The organism is Novosphingobium sp. B 225 (assembly GCF_002198665.1).
In the GTDB taxonomy this organism is placed as follows: domain Bacteria; phylum Pseudomonadota; class Alphaproteobacteria; order Sphingomonadales; family Sphingomonadaceae; genus Novosphingobium.
Genome location: NZ_MWLM01000003.1, coordinates 133,413 through 150,913, shown reverse-complemented (window position 1 = coordinate 150,913; position 17,501 = coordinate 133,413). Strand labels below are relative to the sequence as shown.

Here is a 17,501-nt window from a genome sequence, read left to right as displayed (position 1 = left end):
GCCTCGACATTGGGGCAGGGGGCGAACCACCGGGCGACGCGGACGTCCTGCGGTTCGTAGACGATGAACTGCCAGTCCGGATTGCGCCGGATCAGCGCGCCATAAAGGTGGCGAAAGCGCTGGTTGGCCCCGGACGGGCGCTCGCTGAAGCAGGTGGCGTTAAGGCCGATCCGCACCGGGGTCAGAGCCCCAGTAGCTCGAAATGCCGGGCGATCACGCGGCTTTGCTCAAACGGCTGGACGGCCTCGGCCAGCACTTCGGGTGCGATCGGACGGGCGAGGGCGGCGCGCAGGGCATCGGCAATGCTGGCCGGATCGCCAACTTTGGCTAGATAGCCATAACGGCCGCCCTGCAGCAGCTCGCGCGGTCCCGTCGGGCAATCGGTGGCGACCGGGGTGCAGCCGCACATCATCGCTTCGACCAGCACGTTGGGCATGCCTTCAACATGGCTCGACAGTGCGGAAATCCGGGCGCGGGCGAAGTAGCGCAGCGGGTTGTCGATCCGGCCGGGCAGGCGGACCCGGTCCTGCAGGCCCAGCTGCGCCACCAGCGCTTCCAGCTCGGCGCGCAGGGGGCCTTCGCCCAGGATCAGCAGGCGGGCATCGGGGACCAGCGCTATGGCCCGGATCAGGTCGGCAAAGCCCTTCCACGGGGCGAGCGAACCCGCCGCGATAATCGGGGGGGGCAGGCCGTCGCTGAACCAGTGTTCGTCCACCGGCTCGGCCATCCGCGCGCGGGCGGCGGGCTGATCGACGATGTTGTAAACGTGGGTGTGGCCCATGTTGGGGAACAGGGTGCGGTACTGCGCCACCATGTCCTGCGAAACGCAGGTCAGCGCATCTGCCCTTGGCGCTAACAGGCGCATCGCCTGTTTCAGCACCCAGCGCTTGGTGAAAGGCGTGCTGGAATAGGTGTCGAACGGCGTCACCCGCGACGATCCGCTGATCTTTGCCCGCGATCCGGCCAGCAGCGCGGCGGCGAGGACCATGCAGTTGAGGTGATCCTCGGCAGAAAAGACCACTTCGGGCCGCTCCCGCCGGAAATAGCGCCACAGCGGACCGAACATGTTCCGCACTTGCGCCGAACCGGGTTCGATCACGCGGACGCCGGGGGCCTGCGGGATGGTCAGGTCGGGATCGCAGCGCCCGACCATGAAGGTTACCTCGTGCCCTTCCTCGGCCAGGGCAGCGGCGAAGCGGGCCTGGGCGAGTGGAACGCCCGAGATGGCATAGCGCGGGGTGACCACCAGTACCTTCACGCCGCGATCCGATCCAGCAGCGCGCGGTACTGCCCCTGAGCGATCCGGCTGGTCGCAACGAAGATGAAGTTGTTGCAATAGGTACCTGATTGACCGGCAAAACGCGCCGCACTTTGATGCAATACCGGGTCAAACCGCTCCAGCGGCAGCAGCACGCCGTCGCACAGGAAGCAGCCGCGATAACCCAAGGCTGCAATCTCGCCCAGCACCTCGGCCATCGGGCGGGCGATGTGGCGCTGTTCGATCTCCACGATCAGCGCGGGCTGACTGGCGGCGATGGTCTGGCGCGCTCCGGCGAGTACGGCGGCTTCGTGGCCTTCGACGTCGATCTTGATCAGCGCGGCGTCGGTGATTTCAAGGCTGTCGAGCGGCTCCATCGGCACTTGCACCCGGCGGCCTGTGGCGGAAAATCCCGGGGCGATCGAGGCGGAACTGTCATGTTCCGTCCCCCCGGCGTCGGCGGGAATCACCAGTTCGGCAGTGCCCGAACAGTCAGACAAGGCCAGTCCGTGAACCGTCACGCTGGGCTGATGCCGCGCCCAGGCGCGCAGCACTTTGGCAATTGCCGGGTTGGGCTCAAACAGGTCAACCACGGCCCCAAGCCGGGCGAGGGTCAGCGCATAGGTGCCGTAATTGGCCCCGACATCCAACGCACGTTGGCCGCGGCCGATCAGCAGGGGCAGCAGCGCCAGTTCCGGCTCAAGCCCGCCGCGTGCCCGCAGATAGCGATACTTTATCGGCACCTGCCAGCGCGCAGGCAAGGCATCGCGGATAAACGTCTTGATCTGGGCCAGCCCCGCCATGCTTGCCGGATAGGCGGGCAGGCGGGGCTTGTCCATGGGGGCAGGCAATCTCGGGCACACATGCGCCAGGGGCCGCATTTTCCGTTGCTCGCCCCCTATGCGCAGCGCCTTGGCTGTTGTAGCTCCCGTGCCAGCGCGGGCCGTTTCCCGCGATGGTTGCGCGCGAAAGGCGGGGCATGTGCGGATTGGCGGGATTGTGGGTGCGCGCCGGGCGGATGCCTGCGCTGACCGCAATGGCCGAGGGCATGGCGGCCACGCTATGGCGGCGCGGACCCGACAGCGCCGGATGCTGGACTGACCCTGAAGCCGGGATCGCACTGGCCCACCGGCGGCTCGCTGTGGTCGATCTGTCAGAGGCTGGAGCGCAGCCGATGCACAGCAGCTGCGGCCGCTATGTGCTGAGCTTCAATGGCGAGATATACAACCACCCAGCGCTGCGACGCGAGCTGGAGGCAGCGGGCACGCAAGGCTGGCGCGGGCATTCGGATACGGAAACGCTGCTGGCCCTGATCGCCGCGCGCGGTCTGGAAGCGGCGCTGCAGGCCTGCGTGGGCGCTTTCGCGATCGCGCTGTGGGACCGGCACAACCGCACCTTGCAACTGGCGCGCGACCGGCTGGGGGAAAAGCCGCTCTATTACGGCTGGAGCGAGGGACGCCTGCTGTTTGCCTCGGAACTGAAGGCGCTGCGCAGTGTGCCCGGTTTCGCGCAAGGGATCGATCCGGGCGCGCTGTCGCTCTACCTGCGGTCCAACTGCATCGCCGCGCCGTGGTCGATCCTGCGCGACGTGTACAAGGTGCCGCCGGGGCACGTGATCTCGCTCGATCCCGATGCGCTCCACGCGGGCACGGGGCAGGGGCAGGCCCGTGCGTTCTGGTCGCTCGAACAGGTCATCACCCGGCCCCCGTTGGCGCTTGATGAACACGAGGCGGAGCGGGCGCTAGAGGAGCTGTTGCTCGATGCCGTAGGGCAGCAGGTCCTGGCTGACGTGCCGGTGGGCGCTTTCCTGTCTGGCGGGATCGACAGTTCGCTGATCACTGCGCTGATGTGCCGGGTTTCGGCTGAGCGGGTGAAAAGCTTCACCATCGGCTTCGACCACGCCGGGTTTGACGAGGCCCCGCACGCCCGCGCGGTCGCCGCGCATCTGGGGACGGAGCATACCGAACTCTATCTGGGGACGGATCAGGTGCGGGATGAAATTCCATCCCTGCCAGATGTTTACGACGAACCCTTCGCAGATAGCTCGCAGTTGCCAACCCTGCTGGTCAGCCGCCTGGCGCGGCAGCGGGTGACGGTGGCACTGTCGGGCGATGCGGGGGACGAACTGTTTTGCGGTTACAACCGCTACCTCGTTTCACGCGGGGTCTGGGATGCGCTGCGGCGAGTGCCGCGGCCGCTGCGGCGGGTGATGGCGGGCGCGATCGGGCTGGTGCCGCCGCAGGGCTGGGACCGGATCGGGCCGGTGCCGATGCTGGGAGCGAAGCTGGGCAAGGTCGCCCGGATGCTGCGCGGCGGGTTGACCACGCGCGAAATCTATCGCGCGAGCAGCGAGGAATGGCACGGCGCGCTGCCATTGCTGGCGGATCCGGGCCTGACATCGCGGGTTGATGCGATGGAGCCGCTGCGGGCAAGCCCCGAAGAAGCGATGATGCAGTGGGACATGGCCGGTTATCTGACCGATGATATTCTGGTGAAAGTCGATCGGGCATCGATGGCCAGCAGCCTTGAAGTACGGGTGCCATTGCTTGATCACCGGGTAGTCGAACTGGCCTGGGGCTTGCCGTTGCAGTTCAAGAAGCGCGACGGACGCGGCAAGCATTTGCTGCGGCGGATCTTGTCACGCCACGTGCCCGATGCCCTGATCGACCGCCCCAAGGCGGGCTTTGCCGTGCCGGTGGGGGCCTGGCTGCGCGGCGAGCTGCGCGATTGGGCAGAGGACTTGCTCTCCCCTGCCGCGCTGGCCGAAACGGCGCCGTTTGATGTGCCCGCGATCCGCCAGCGCTGGGATCAACATGTGGCCGGCAGCCATGACTGGACCGGATCGCTGTGGGGCATTCTGATGTTTCAGGCCTGGGCCCGGCGGTGGGGGGCCAAATGCTGATCTATTGGCTGATGTTTGCCTTTCCCGCAGTACTGGCCGTGATGGAACCGCCGGGCGGCATAGGCCGCGGCCGGCCGACCTATGCCTGGATGCTGGTCGCCATCGCACTGATCGTGATCATCGGCCTGAGGTGGCAGACCGGGGGTGACTGGGGCAATTACGATCGAATGGTCCAGTCAGCTTATTGGACCCGGAACCAGTTCGGTCTGCTGGGCGATCCCGGTTTCGGTATGCTGACCCGGATCGCGGCGCAAAGCCAGTACGGCATGCTGATGGTAACCGGGGTAAGCGGCGTGATGGTCAGTTTGACGCTGGTCCGCTTTTGTCTCGCCCAGCCGCGCCCCTGGTTGTGCCTGGCCGTGGCGGTGCCCTATTTCGTGGTGGTGATGGGCATGGGCTACATCCGCCAGGGGATGGCGGTGTCGCTGTTGCTGATGGCGTTTGTCGGGCTGAAAAACGGGTCGGTGATGCGCTATCTCGGCTGGGTTCTGGCAGCCTCGCTGTTCCATTCAACCGCGCTGATCATGCTGCCTTTTGCGGTGTTGATCGGGACAGTCCATCCGTTCCTGCGGTTGCTGCTGATGATGGCTGCGGCGGCGGCACTGGCCTTTGCCGCGCTGTCGGCGCGCTCGGGCCAGCTGGTGACCAATTATGTCGATCAGGAGATGACCTCGTCCGGGGCACTGGTGCGGCTGGCGATGACCGCGCTGCCGGGGCTGGCGCTGCTCTATTGGCGGCCCCGCTTTCAACTGGTGGATGCCGAGCGCTGGATCTGGTCGATCATGGCCGGCGCCGGGGTCGCCGCTTTCGCGCTGGTGCTGATCTTCCCCACGTCGACCGCGATCGACCGGTTGGGCCTGTATCTCTTGCCCTTGCAGCTGTTCGTCTATGCCCGTCTGCCCGATGCCCTGGCCGGCAATAACCGCACCGCACGGGTGCTGACCGTGGCCGTGGTGGCGCTCTATGCGGCGGCGTTTTACGTCTGGCTCAACTATGCGGTGAACGTGGACTATTGGCTGCCGTACCGGTTCTTCCTGTTTGAGGACGGCGTGTGCCTAGAGTGCTGATTTCGATCAACGCCGCCTGGAACGTGGTCAATTTCCGCGCCGCCCTGGTCCGCGCGCTGGTGGCTGACGGGCATGATGTGGTGGCCGCCGTGCCTGATGATGGCGCTCTGAACAAAGTGTCCGCGCTGGGTGCGCGGGTGGCGGTCTTGCCGATGACCAGCGGCAGCACTTCGGTGCTGGGCGACCTGGCGCTGCTGTGGCGATATCTGCGCCTGATCCGGCGTGAGCGTCCCGCGGCCTATCTCGGCTGGACGATCAAACCCAACACCTATGGCAGCCTGGCAGCGCGGCTGCTGGGCGTGGCACGGATCAACAATGTATCGGGACTGGGTACGGCGTTCATCCGTGAAAGCTGGCTGACCCGCGTGGCTGAGGCGCTGTACCGGCTGGGGCTGCGCGGCAGTTCGACCGTATTCTTCCAGAACGCGGATGACCGGGCGCTGTTCCTGGAACGGGCTCTGGTGGACGCGGGGCAGACCGCACTGCTGCCCGGATCGGGGATCGACCCGGCGCATTACGATCCTGCCCCGTGGACGCGTCCCGAAGATGGTACTTTCCGGTTTCTGCTGGTAGCGCGCCTGATCCGCGACAAGGGCGTGCGCGAATTCGTGGAAGCGGCGCGGATCGTGCGGCAGGCCCATCCGCAAGCGCGGTTTCAGCTGCTTGGGTTCCTGGATGTTGACAACCGCACCGCGATTTCCCGCAGCGAACTGGATCAGTGGCTGGCCGAAGGCGTAGTCGAATATCTGGGCGCGGCAGAAGATGTGCGTCCGCACATCGCGCAGGCGCACTGTGTGGTCCTGCCCAGTTACCGTGAAGGTCTGTCGCGGGTGCTGCTTGAAGCAGCAGCCATGGAACGGCCCGCGATTGCCAGCGATGTGCCGGGGTGCCGCGATGTGGTGCTGTCCGGACGCACCGGGCTGCTGTGCAAGGTGCGCGACGCGGCGGATCTGGCCGCGCAAATGGGACAGCTGCTTGCCATGCCTGAGCCGGCTTGCGCAGAAATGGGCCGTGCGGCACGCGAGCGGGTGATCCGCGACTTTTCCGAAGCTGCAGTGATCGCGGCCTATCGTCAGGCACTGGCCCGTGCCTTTTCGCACAAGGGCTAGCGCGGCAGTGACAAATGGCTATCAAGGCGCCGGGCGCACCAAAGGACTGTCAGGAGAAGTGCGTGACCAGCGATAGAGCTACGCCGGATCAGCCGGTTATCGTGGTCGTGGGGCTGGGCTATGTCGGCCTGCCGCTCGCGCTGCGGCTGTCACAGCATTTTGCCGTGCGCGGATTCGATACCGACGCCGCGCGGATCGCCGAATTGCGCGATGGACATGACCGCACCCATGAAGTCGCTTCCGCCGAACTGCTCGCCGCACAGGCGGGCGGAGCGCTGCAGCTGGGAAATGACCAGTCGGCCTGCCACGGAGCCGATGTCTATATTGTCACCGTGCCAACCCCGGTCGACGCGGCGAACCGCCCGGACCTGTCACTGGTCGAACGCGCCAGCGCGACGGTTGGGGCGATGCTTGATCCCGCGCGCCGTCCAGTCGTGGTGTTCGAAAGCACTGTCTATCCCGGGGTCACAGAGGATGTCTGCGGCCCGATCATCGCTGCCGCTTCCGGTCTGGAACGGGGTCGTGACTTTTTCCTGGGTTACTCGCCCGAACGGATCAATCCCGGTGATCGCGAACATACGGTCGACCGGATCACCAAAGTAGTCGCAGGCGAAAATCCCGAGGTTACAGCGCGGCTGTGCGATCTCTATGGCCGGGTCACCGCAGGCGGGGCTTTTCCCGCTGCCTCGATCCGGGTAGCCGAAGCTGCCAAAGTGATCGAAAATGCCCAGCGCGATATCAACATCGCTTTCGTCAACGAAGTGGCGCAGATCACCCACAAGTTGGGAATTTCGATCTGGGACGTGCTGGAAGCGGCGGGGACCAAGTGGAACTTCCTGCCATTCCAGCCGGGTCTGGTCGGCGGGCACTGCATCGGGGTCGATCCCTATTACCTCAGCCACTGCGCGCAGGGGTTGGGGCATAGTCCGGACGTGATTCTGGCCGGGCGTTCGATCAATGATGGCATGGCCGATTGGGTCGCGCAGGCCCTTGGGGCAGAGCTGCCTGCGGCGGCGCGGGTGTTGGTGCTGGGACTGACTTTCAAGGAAAACGTGCCAGACCTGCGCAACAGCAAGGTTGCCGATCTGATCGCTGGCCTGTCTGCACAGGGCCATGCAGTGCAAGTCCACGATCCACTCGCCGATCCGGCCGAGGCACGGCATGAGCATGGCGTGGAACTGCTCGCTGCACTGCCCGATCAGCCGTTTGATGCGGTGGTGCTGGCCGTGCCGCACGCGGCCTATCGCGCGCTTGATCCGGCCCGACTGGCAGCGCTGGTGCAGCCTGGCGGTGTGTTCGCCGATCTCAAGAACGCCTTTCCCGCGCTGGAAGGCCAAGCAGGGCTGCGGCGTTGGCGGATCTGAAGGCAATCGACGCGCTGGGCCGGGGCGAACCCGGAGCGAATGGCGCACGCGGCCGGAACGGCGTGGTCTGGGGCAGGCCGCTGTTCCAGCTGCTCGGCGCGCTATTGGTTGCGGTGGCGGGGCCCTATGCGTTCGCTGCGGCGGTCGAACCGGCGCTCTTGCGGCTCGACGTCTATTACGTGTCGCTGGCGGCTTCGGTTGCGGCAATTGCGGCGTCATTCTGGATGTACCGCAACCTCGCCTCCTTTCCGGGAATCCGGGCGAGTTATTACATCCTGCCGGTGTTCCTTTCGAACTTCGTGGCGGCTTTCACGGTGTTGTTCCTGACCCGGCTGGGTTATAGCCGTCCCTTGCTGGTCAGCAGTTTCGTGCTGTCGCTGGTGTGGTTCTATCTGGTCTATTTCATGCTCCAGCGCCGCCAGCGGCTGGATATCGCGGTGGTGCCGTTTGGCCGGGTGGATAGCCTTTACGGCATCGCCACGGTTGGCTGGACCCGGCTGGAGCAGCCCGAATTGCCGCCGCACAGTTCATTGGTCACCGCCGATTTCGATTCCGATCTGCCGCCCGAATGGCTCAACTTCCTGGCCGAATGCGCGCTGCAGGGGGTGTCGGTGCTGCATTACAAGCAGCTGCGCCAGTCACTGACCGGGCAGGTCCAGATCGAGCACTTGTCCGAAAACGCCTATGGCGCGCTCGAACCCAATGCGACCTACATTGCGGTCAAGCGGCTGGTCGATACATTGGTGGCATTGGCAGTTCTGCCGATCCTGCTCGTGCTGTTCGTGCCGGTCGCTCTGGCCATCAGGCTCGATTCGCCAGGACCGGTATTTTTCCGCCAGCTGCGCGTGGGCTATCGTGGCAGGCCGTTCCAGGTATGGAAGTTCCGCACCATGCGCGTGGCCGATCCGGTGGCCGAGCAGGACCGGCTGAACCACGCGATCACCCGCAAAGGCGATCCGCGCGTTACCCGGCTGGGCCGCTGGCTGCGCCGGACCCGGATCGACGAACTGCCGCAGGTGTTCAACGTGCTGCGCGGCGAAATGAGCTGGATCGGCCCCCGGCCCGAGGCGGAGGAACTGTCGCGCTGGTACGAACGCGAGCTGCCGTTCTATCGCTATCGCCATGTCGTCCGCCCAGGCATTTCCGGCTGGGCGCAGGTCAGTCAGGGCCACGTCGCCGATCTCGATTCGGTGCTGAAGAAACTCAATTATGATTTCTTCTACATCAGCCGCTGCACGCTGTGGATCGACGTCCTGATCCTGTTGCGCACGATCAAGACCATGCTGACGGGGTTTGGCTCGCGTTAGCCGATCTGTCGGTCTTCCATCAGCCGTCCGGCCTCAAAGCGCAGCTCCCGCGTGCAGACCGCCAGAGCCTCTGGCCGGTGGGCGACGATCAGCAGCGCCGGCTGCCATTCCAGCGCGGCCAGCCGGGCCAGGATCCGGGCTTCGCTTGGCAGGTCGAGCGCATTGGTTGCCTCGTCCAGAATCAGCACGCGCGGGCGGCGGATCAGGGCGCGGGCCAGCGCGAGGCGTTGGCGCTCGCCGCCGGATAGCCGCACGCCACGCTCGCCCACCACTTCGTCCAGCCCCTGCGGCAGCACGGCAACCACTGTGTCGGCCTCGGCCAGTTCGAGCGCCCGGGCGATCTCTGCCTCGCTCACTTGCGGCAAGCCCCAGGTCAGGTTGCGGCGCAGGCTGTCGTTGAACAGGAAACTGTCCTGCGCGACATAGGCGATGCTGGCCCGCCAACGCGGCAGGACCGGACCATGCATGTCCTCCCCGTCGATCAGGATCCGCCCGGCCTGGGGCGTCAGCAGACCGCACAGCAAATCGACAAAGGTGGTCTTGCCCGCGCCCGATGGTCCGACAATCCCCACCCGGCTGCCGGGCGGCAGGGCCAGATCCAGCCCTTCGAAGTGCACCGCGCCATCGGGGCGGGCGAAATGCAAGGCGTCAAACCGCACCTCTCCGCGCAGCGGTGGCGCATCTGGCGCGGGCAGGGTGGGCGCAGCAGCTTTGCCCAGGGTCGCTTCCATCGCCAGCAATTCGCCATGGGCCGGAACCTGCTGAGCCAGTTGCCGGATCGCGCGCAGCACCGCTCCACCGGGGCTGAGCATCCGCACGAATACGGCAATCCCGGCGACCAGCGCGGCGAGCGGGACCTGCTGGCGCGCGCCGATCCAGGCCATCGCGGCCAGACCCAGCGCGGCGGCGCAGGCACTGCCCACCCGGGCGCGGGCCATGCGCCGTTCGTGCGCGCGGTTGCGCTGCAGGATCGCACCGGATGCCTGCTCCATCTCGGCCACAAATGCGTGCTGAAGGTCTTGCGCCAGCGCCAGCTTGAGCCCGCCAAGCATTTGCTGCGCGAGGTTGAGGAACGTCACTTGCCCGCCGCGGTTTTCCTCTGCCAGTTGCCCGGCGCGGCGCCAGGCGGGCAGACCCAGCCCAAGCGCGGCCAGCGCGACCAGACCGAACAGCGCGGCGAGCGGCGGGGCGATCAGCGCCAGCAGTGCCCATTGCCCGAGCAGCATGACAACGCTGACCACGCCGGTCGACAGGTTACGCACTGCGCCTGAAAGGCGGATGACTTCGGCGGCGAGCAGATAAGTAATCCGGGCGTGGCGCAGCCCGGCCAGCGTTTCCCACTGCGAGGCGGCGAGCGCGCGGACCAGCGCGAGGCGGCGATGTTCGACAAAGCCGGATTCCAGCGCGGTCGTCACCAGATCGCGCCAGGCCAGAATCAGCGCGCGCAGGGCAAAGGCCAGCACGAACAATGCCAGCATGCCGCCCAGTTGCTGCTGCGGCGCACACAGGCCAAGACCATTGCACAGTGGCCCCAGCAGACCCTGCCAGCGCGGGGCGGCGGGATCGCCGATCACGGCGATCAGCGGTACGATCATCGCCAGACTCAGCCCTTCGGCCACGGCGCCCGCGGCCATCAACGCGCCTGCCAGCATTGCACGCCGCGCCCCGGCATAGCGCAGCAGATCGCGCGCCAGGGCCAGGACCGCGCGGGGCATGTTCACAGCGGTTTGACGCACCAGGCTTCGACCCCGTTGCCGCCGATTTCGACCTTGATCTGCTCTGCCCCCAGGCTTTCCAACGTGGCGCGGATCGCTTCGGGGCCGCGCAGGTGCTTGAAATAGTCGGTCGTGCTGTCATGCGTGTCGAGCAGCGACCATTCGTAATGCATCGCGCGGTCTTTCAGCGGCAGATCCGGGTAATAGAACCGCAGCGGGGAAAAGCGCCGGATCAGCCGCTGCATGGTCAGGCTGTCTTTCCAGCGCCAGTGGACCGGAAACCAGAAATCGACGATTCGCTGCACAATGCCAGCGCGGCGTTCGGGCGGCAGACGCAGGATCGCCCAGCGATAGACGCTGGCCGCATCGCCAATCGGGGTGGGCAGGGCAAAGCGCCAGCGGAAGCGGTAATGATCGATCACCAGCCGCCCGCCCGGCTTCACCATCCGCCACAGCGCGGCAATCGACTGTTCGGGGTCGGGGGTGTGCTGGATCACCCCAAGACACACGACATAGTCATAGCTGGCCGCAGGATAGGGCGGTTGGCGAATATCGCCTTGCGCCAGGCTGAGCGCAGCGTTGTGGCCATTGTTGGCGGCATTGGCCGTGACCGCGCCCGAAAAGTCGAAGCTGTGGACTTCAGCGCCCGCTGCCAGCAGCACTTCGGTGAACCGGCCCGCCCCGGACCCGGCTTCGAGCACGCGCTTGCCCGCGAGTCTTTCCAGCTCGCCATTAAGGCAGCGCGCCAGTCGGTCACGAGTGATCGGCAGGCCGGTGTGGCTATCCAGCTGGGTGCGGGGAAAGCGGTTCCACTGTGCCCCGAAATCATCGGCATAGTTACCCTGCGGCACAAACCGGGGAATACCCGCAACGATTGGATGGCGCGTGCCATCGGGTGCGACCAGTGCATCGCCATCATGACGCAGCGCGGCCCCGCTGGCGGGATCGCGAAAGACGGCAAAGTCGGCGTTGAAGGAGGGAGAAGGCGGGGTCATGGGCTGCGCTGTTAGCACTGCATCGGCCGCGCGCATACCGTCTCGCGCTTAGCCATCGGCCTGCTTGCGAAACAATACTTCGGTTACGGAAGTGCCCGCGATGCGGCGATCGTCCGGGCCATAGAGCAAGTGCAGCGCCTGGTGCTCTGCCATGCGTAGCGGTTCCACGCCATAACGCGGGGCAAGGGTGCAATCGGCAAAGCGGAACTGCTGGTTGAACAGTGCCAGCCAGCCGCCGGAGTTGAGATGCTGGTCAAGCAGGGCCAATCCCTTTTCGAACCGCGCAAAAGGCAAGATTGCCGAGCAAGTCTCTGGGCGGTGGAATTCAAGATCGCCGTGGCGGAATACCGCCATGGCCAGCACGGCATCAAATCGCTCCCCTGGTTCGGGCGCACCGGCGCTGCGATAGTCTTCGGCATGGGCCGGATCGGCTGCGCGGGCCTGCGCGATCATCCGGCGGTTAAGGTCGATCCCCACGATCCGTGCATGGGGCATGCGCCGGCGCAATGCTCGCACTTCCGCTCCACTGGAACAGCCAAACGAGAGGATTTGTGGGCAGGGCAGTTTCTTTAGTAGCCGCGCCAGCTCGTCAAATACCTCGGGATAGCGATCCTCCCCGGTTGTAGGATAGGGCTGGAGCAGCTGTTCCGCCTCGGCCCGGCGGAGGCGGTGAATTTCGCGGTAGTGCGGAATAAAGGTGCGCCGAACCCACAGCGCCATTCCCCGCGCCCCGGGCAGCGCCTTGAGCATCCGGCGCAGCCGCGCCCTGGCAGAATTTCCCCCGCGTCGCATTGCGGCTGCATGTCACAGCTTGGCGCGAAGTGCCAGCGCTGGCCGATCAGCATTACCCGGTCGCCAGGTCAATCGTCACGGATCCCCCGGCAAGCCTGCTAACGGCGCCAAGAGCCTGCCGCAATCGTGCCCGCGCAGCATTCCGGCCTGCCGCAACCGGTATTGGCGCGCTTGATGAAGATCGAAATCCTGGGCCCGCCGCCACGCGGGAATTGCTTGCGGGCCGATGGCCAGCATCTAGACTGCGCTGATGCGAACCCGATTCCTGACTGCCCTGGCCTTGCTCGCCGCCCCGGCCATCGCAGAAGGCGGCAGCCAACCGATAAGTGCGTCAGTACGGGTGTACCGTCACGTGACACTGATCGACGCGATTTCCGCATCGGCCCAGCCAGACATGGCCGTGACGCTGGAGGGGGATCGGATCCGCGCCGTTTCGTCCGATCGGACCTATGTACCGATCCCGCAGGCGGAAGAGATTGACGCGCGCGGCCTCTATGTCTTGCCGGGCCTGATCGAAACCCATGGGCACCTGGGTACGCAGCCACTGCGCCGCTATGCTGAAGCCGTGATGCGCCGTCAGCTTTACGGCGGTATCACGGCTGCGCGGGATCTGGCGGGGGACACCCGGTTTCTGGCTGAAATCCAGCGTGAAGCATTGCTGGGCGAAATTCCGGGTCCGGATATCCACTTTGTTGCGCTGATGGCCGGTCCTTCGTTTTTCAGCGATCCCCGGACCAAGGCTTCGGCTCAGGGCGCCATGCCGGGACAGACGGCGTGGATGCAGGCGATCGATGATCGCACCGACATCCCTCTGGCGGTTGCCAAGGCGCGCGGAACCGGGGCTACTGCCATCAAGCTCTACGCCAACCTTTCGCCGCGCATCGTGCAGCGCATCACGGACGAAGCACACCGCCAGGGCATCAAGGTCTGGGCGCATGCCACGGTCTTTCCTGCGCTGCCGGTCGATGTCGTTCACGCCGGGGTCGATGTGGTCTCCCATGTCTGCAGCCTGGTCTATCAGATCAACGGCGTTCGGGCGGGAACATACCACCAGCGGCGCGCGATTGATCCTGCCGCCTTTGCCGAAGGCGACAGTCCGCAATTGGCCAAACTGTTCAGTGCGATGCGCCGCCAGGGGCAGGTACTGGACGCAACCTTGCGGGTCTATGCCCGGCAAGCCCCAATACCCGCCGGGCCGCGTCGCTGTGACCTGGCCCTTGGCGCGCGGCTGGCCAACCAGGCATGGCGCGCCGGGGTGCCGATTTCCGCCGGGACCGACGGCGAGACGGAATGGAGTGATCCTTATCCCTCGCTGCATGAGGAGATAGAGCTGCTGACGGACAAGGCCGGGCTTCCCCCCATCGATGCGATCAAGGCCGCCACGGTGGTCGCTGCCAGGGCGGCTGGGCAGGAACAGGAAATGGGGACAATCGAGCCAGGCAAGCTGGCCAATCTGGTCTTCGTCGAACGCAATCCGCTGGACGATGTCAGCAACCTGCGCAGCGTTGTCTTCACCATCAAGCGCGGCAAGCTGTTCCGCCGCGAAGACTATCGCCCTCTGGCAAAGGGTGATCTGGACGAGCCCGGGCTCAACCAGTAGCCGCGTTATGGGGCTGACAGGAAATTAGGCGAGGAATTCCGCCAGTGCAGGCTGCCCCGGGCAATCTTGAGCAACAGGAACCTAAGCAATGATCCTTCACGGTTATTTCCGCTCGACCGCGTCATACCGCGTCAGGCTTGCGCTCAACCTCAAGGGTCTGCCGTTTGAAAATGTGTTCCATCATCTGCGCAAGTACGAACAGCGTGCGCCTGCATTTCTGGCGCTTAATCCGCAAGGGCTGGTGCCTGCACTGCAGCTTGGCGCACAGGTGCTGACGCAGTCATTGGCGATCTGCGAATATCTTGACGAGACCCACCCCCAGCCGCCGCTGCTTCCAGCGAGCCCACTTGAGCGGGCCCGGGTTCGGGCTGCGGCGCAAGTGATTGCTTGTGATGTGCATCCGATCCAGAATCTGAAGGTGCTGGATCGCTTGCGCGAAAACGGTCTGGGCGAAGAAGCGGTCAAGGCCTGGGCCCGGACCACGATCGAGGAAGGGCTGGAGGCATTTTCTGCGTTGTTGCCGGAAGGCGCCGGCCCGTTCTGCTTCGGCGATGCGCCAGGGCTGGCCGACATTTTCCTGATCCCGCAACTGGTCAATGCGCGCCGGTTTGGCGCGGAAATCGCTCTGCCACGAATCCTCGAGATCGAAACCGCCTGCCTGGAACTCGACGCCTTCAGGCGTTCCCGGCCGGACGTTCAGCCGGATGCTGAATAGATCGCATCGTGTTCAGGTTCCTTGTGACTAATCCTCGGTTTCGAGCCAGACTTTCAGGCGCTCCACATCTGGAACCAGCAAATGCCGATATCCGGTCTTGATCAGAGCCTGGCCTTCGAGAACACGCAACCCCTTGGAAATCGTCACGGCTGACACGCCAAGCAGCTGGGCCAATTCCTCTTGCACGCAGTTGATACGGCCCGGCTGACTGGATTGATCCAGCATCGCCAGCAAACGCTTTGCCAGCCGCGCTTCGATCCCGAGCATGCGCATGTCATCGATCAGATCGACCGCCGCGATCAGCCGATGCGCTGCCACGCGGTACAAGGCTGCGACGATTCCCGGTTCGCTTTCCAGGACATGTTGAAGCGCAGTTGCGGACAGGAAATCGATCTCGGTTTTTCCCACGGCAACCGCACGGTGGGTCCGTTCAAACCGGTCAAGCGCTACTGTGTCGCCGTAATTTTGGCCGGCATGTACGGTCAGGGCAAAGGCCACTTCACCTTGCCGGTTCAGTCGCATCAGATTGACGCAGCCCTTGATGACCAGCCCCATGCGCAATTCGGGATCGCCGCGCTCGTGAATGACCTGGCCGTCGCGGTAGTGTCGGCGGCGGCACAGCGCGCTCAGGCGCGCCGCTTCTTGCGCAGTCAGCAGCGCCAGCAGATTTGGTGATCCGTGATCTGTCATGGTCGCACTCTCAATTCCAAAGGACTTAATAATTGCATCGGGTCAAGAGTGATAGCCATGAAGCACAAAGCACCAGACTGGAGGAACTGATGGGCATTTCACGCCGCGAACACTTGGCAATGCTGGCCGCAATGCCGTTTGCCGCCGCCGCTTCTGGTGCGGATTTGTCCTACGCCAAGGTCAAGATATTCGAGGCGGGCCGGATCGTGACGATGGAACCGTCGAATCCATCAGCCAGGTTCGTGGCGGTTGCTGATGGCGTGATCCTGGGAATTGCCAATTCTCTGGCCGAACTGGAGCCCTGGACGCGCGGCCGCAGCGTTGAGGTTGACCGGCGCTTTGCCCGTGACGTGCTGATGCCTGGGCTGATCGATCCGCACGTGCACCCAGTGATGGCGGCCGTGGCGCTCAACATGCCCTACCTTGCGCCCGATGACTGGAAGCTGCCCTCGGGCTATTATCCGGGCGCGCAGACCCAGGCGGCTTATCGCCAACGGCTGACCGAGATGCTCGCTGCGTCAAAGGCCGATATCTTCCTGTGCTGGGGCTATCACGAACTGTTCCACGGGCCGCTCGACCGCACAGTGCTCGATCAGATCGCCCCCGACCGACCGGTGATCATCTGGCAGCGCAGTTTCCATGACATCATCGTAAACACCGCAACGATGAAGCGCTGGGGTTTCGAAACCCAGGCGCAGTTCGATGCCGCAGTTGCTGCAGCCAAGGCCGATCCCGAACACGCCAACTTCGCCAAGGCGCATTTCTCCGAAACCGCCGCCAATGTTGCGCTGGCCAAGATGCGGCCCCTAATCCTCGCGCCCGAAAAAATTCAAAGCGGAATGGTCGCGTTCAAGCAGATGATGCTGACCAGCGGCGTGACCACCATATCCGACATGGGCACCGGCATTTTCGCCAATTTCGAAATGGAAGCCGGCCTGATCAAGGCGGCGTTTGAACAAAGCGGCAATCCCTCGCGCGTGATGCTGATGCCGATGGCGACGCAAATGGGCGCGATTGCTGATCTTGACAAGTGGCTGGCCGATTGCAGCAGGACATATGCCTCGCCCCGTGTGCGGGTCGACCGGCGGGTCAAGATTCTGTTCGATGGGGCGTTCTTTGCGCTCAACATGCGGATGAACGCGCCGGGCTATCTTGATGGCCATATCGGCAAGTGGCTGACCGAACCCGAGCATGGCCGCGAAATGGCCATCCGGTTCTGGGCCGCGGGTTTTCACCTGCATCTCCACGTCAACGGCGATGAAGGGCTCGATGTCGTGCTCGATCTGATCGCGCAGCTCCCGGTCAGGCCCGGCCAGACGATCACGCTTGAGCACCTTGGCTATTCAACCGAAGCGCAGAACCGGCGGATCGCCAAGATGGGCCTGATGGTCTCGGCCCAGCCCAATTACATCCGCGTTCTGGGCGATGCTTACGAACGTGAAGGCCTGGGTCCGGACCGCGCGGCCCATATGAACCGGCTCGGCTCGCTGGAGCGCAAAGGCGTGCCGCTGGGGCTGCACAGCGATTTCAACATGGCCCCGGTTGATCCGCTCTACCTGGCATGGATCGCCGCTAACCGCGTGACGATCGGCGGCAAGGTCAAGGCACCGAACGAACGGCTGACCCTCGACAAGGCGCTGCGGGCGATCACCATCGAAGCCGCGCAGGTGATCGGTATGGACGCGCTGATCGGCTCGATCGCCGTCGGTAAAAAGGCCGATTTCACCGTGCTGGATCGCGATCCCTATACGGTTGGTGCCGCAAAGTTGAGGGAACTGCGAGTCAAAGGCGTCATTTTCGAAGGGACTTTTGCCGCCTCTGGCGGCGGGTTGTAACCGATACGCGTTGTTGCAGTGTGCGTCTTTCAAAAGGTTCTGACCCCGGGAACCGCTCACGCCGCAAAAGCAGTCGATGAAAATTGAATTGGCGAGCGCCGAAGCAGACGGGCGTTCAGTTGCATACCAAGCGCCAACCAGCCGCTGGTTTG

14 protein-coding genes are annotated in these 17,501 nt (G+C 64.7%); 8 read left to right on the top strand and 6 right to left on the bottom strand.

Annotation, left to right across the window (positions count from 1 at the left end; translation table 11 throughout):
• Positions 1–181: 181 nt before the first annotated feature.
• Entirely contained in the window at positions 182–1,258 is a 1,077-nt protein-coding gene (locus tag MNBBLIKP_RS00890) for a glycosyltransferase (protein WP_140420497.1), read from the bottom strand.
• On the bottom strand, positions 1,255–2,097 hold the full coding sequence (locus tag MNBBLIKP_RS00885; RefSeq protein ID WP_176399598.1) for an FkbM family methyltransferase: 843 nt from the start codon (positions 2,095–2,097) through the stop codon (positions 1,255–1,257). The genes MNBBLIKP_RS00890 and MNBBLIKP_RS00885 overlap by 4 nt, the downstream gene beginning before the upstream one ends.
• A gap of 116 nt (positions 2,098–2,213) precedes the next feature.
• On the opposite strand from MNBBLIKP_RS00885, the gene asnB reads away from it, so the two are divergent.
• The 5 genes from asnB to MNBBLIKP_RS00860 all read left to right on the top strand — a co-directional run bounded on the left by asnB (position 2,214) and on the right by MNBBLIKP_RS00860 (position 9,007).
• Complete coding sequence (asnB, locus tag MNBBLIKP_RS00880) at positions 2,214–4,160, top strand: asparagine synthase (glutamine-hydrolyzing) (protein WP_254912869.1); 1,947 nt, start codon at positions 2,214–2,216, stop codon at positions 4,158–4,160.
• Positions 4,154–5,227 (top strand): EpsG family protein, encoded by a 1,074-nt coding sequence (locus tag MNBBLIKP_RS00875; RefSeq protein ID WP_140420496.1) that lies wholly within the window; start codon positions 4,154–4,156, stop codon positions 5,225–5,227. The genes asnB and MNBBLIKP_RS00875 overlap by 7 nt, the downstream gene beginning before the upstream one ends.
• Positions 5,212–6,336 (top strand): glycosyltransferase family 4 protein, encoded by a 1,125-nt coding sequence (locus MNBBLIKP_RS00870; RefSeq protein WP_088306625.1) that lies wholly within the window; start codon positions 5,212–5,214, stop codon positions 6,334–6,336. Before MNBBLIKP_RS00875 ends, MNBBLIKP_RS00870 begins: the two co-directional genes overlap by 16 nt.
• 62 nt (positions 6,337–6,398) lie before the next feature.
• Positions 6,399–7,700, top strand: coding sequence for a nucleotide sugar dehydrogenase (locus MNBBLIKP_RS00865; RefSeq protein ID WP_254912868.1), 1,302 nt, complete (start codon positions 6,399–6,401; stop codon positions 7,698–7,700).
• Positions 7,688–9,007, top strand: a complete 1,320-nt coding sequence (locus tag MNBBLIKP_RS00860; protein ID WP_088306623.1) for a sugar transferase — start codon at positions 7,688–7,690, stop codon at positions 9,005–9,007. The genes MNBBLIKP_RS00865 and MNBBLIKP_RS00860 overlap by 13 nt, the downstream gene beginning before the upstream one ends.
• Here the strand turns inward: MNBBLIKP_RS00860 and MNBBLIKP_RS00855 are convergent.
• From MNBBLIKP_RS00855 to MNBBLIKP_RS00845, 3 genes are read right to left on the bottom strand one after another with little or no spacing between them, the layout of a single operon-like run.
• Positions 9,004–10,743, bottom strand: a complete 1,740-nt coding sequence (locus MNBBLIKP_RS00855) for an ABC transporter ATP-binding protein (protein ID WP_140420495.1) — start codon at positions 10,741–10,743, stop codon at positions 9,004–9,006. The two genes, MNBBLIKP_RS00860 and MNBBLIKP_RS00855, sit on opposite strands and share 4 nt — an antisense overlap.
• Positions 10,725–11,717 (bottom strand): class I SAM-dependent methyltransferase, encoded by a 993-nt coding sequence (locus MNBBLIKP_RS00850; protein ID WP_176399597.1) that lies wholly within the window; start codon positions 11,715–11,717, stop codon positions 10,725–10,727. Before MNBBLIKP_RS00850 ends, MNBBLIKP_RS00855 begins: the two co-directional genes overlap by 19 nt.
• A gap of 48 nt (positions 11,718–11,765) precedes the next feature.
• Positions 11,766–12,509, bottom strand: a complete 744-nt coding sequence (locus MNBBLIKP_RS00845; protein WP_088306620.1) for a class I SAM-dependent methyltransferase — start codon at positions 12,507–12,509, stop codon at positions 11,766–11,768.
• 250 nt (positions 12,510–12,759) lie between these two features.
• Between MNBBLIKP_RS00845 and MNBBLIKP_RS00840 the strand changes: the two genes are divergently transcribed.
• Together MNBBLIKP_RS00840 and maiA are read left to right on the top strand one after the other, a co-directional pair.
• On the top strand, positions 12,760–14,109 hold the full coding sequence (locus tag MNBBLIKP_RS00840) for an amidohydrolase family protein (RefSeq protein ID WP_088306619.1): 1,350 nt from the start codon (positions 12,760–12,762) through the stop codon (positions 14,107–14,109).
• An 88-nt stretch (positions 14,110–14,197) separates the two neighbouring features.
• Complete coding sequence (maiA, locus tag MNBBLIKP_RS00835; protein WP_088306618.1) at positions 14,198–14,824, top strand: maleylacetoacetate isomerase; 627 nt, start codon at positions 14,198–14,200, stop codon at positions 14,822–14,824.
• Positions 14,825–14,851: 27 nt separating this feature from the next.
• Here maiA and MNBBLIKP_RS00830 read toward each other — a convergent pair whose 3' ends face one another.
• A complete protein-coding gene (locus tag MNBBLIKP_RS00830) occupies positions 14,852–15,514 on the bottom strand; it encodes a Crp/Fnr family transcriptional regulator (RefSeq protein WP_088306617.1) in 663 nt (220 codons plus the stop codon).
• An 89-nt stretch (positions 15,515–15,603) separates the two neighbouring features.
• Here MNBBLIKP_RS00830 and MNBBLIKP_RS00825 point away from each other — a divergent pair, with 89 nt between their 5' ends.
• The gene (locus MNBBLIKP_RS00825; protein WP_088306616.1) at positions 15,604–17,349 is read left to right on the top strand and encodes an amidohydrolase; all 1,746 of its coding nucleotides are present in this window, start codon (positions 15,604–15,606) and stop codon (positions 17,347–17,349) included.
• The last annotated feature ends 152 nt before the right edge of the window (positions 17,350–17,501 follow it).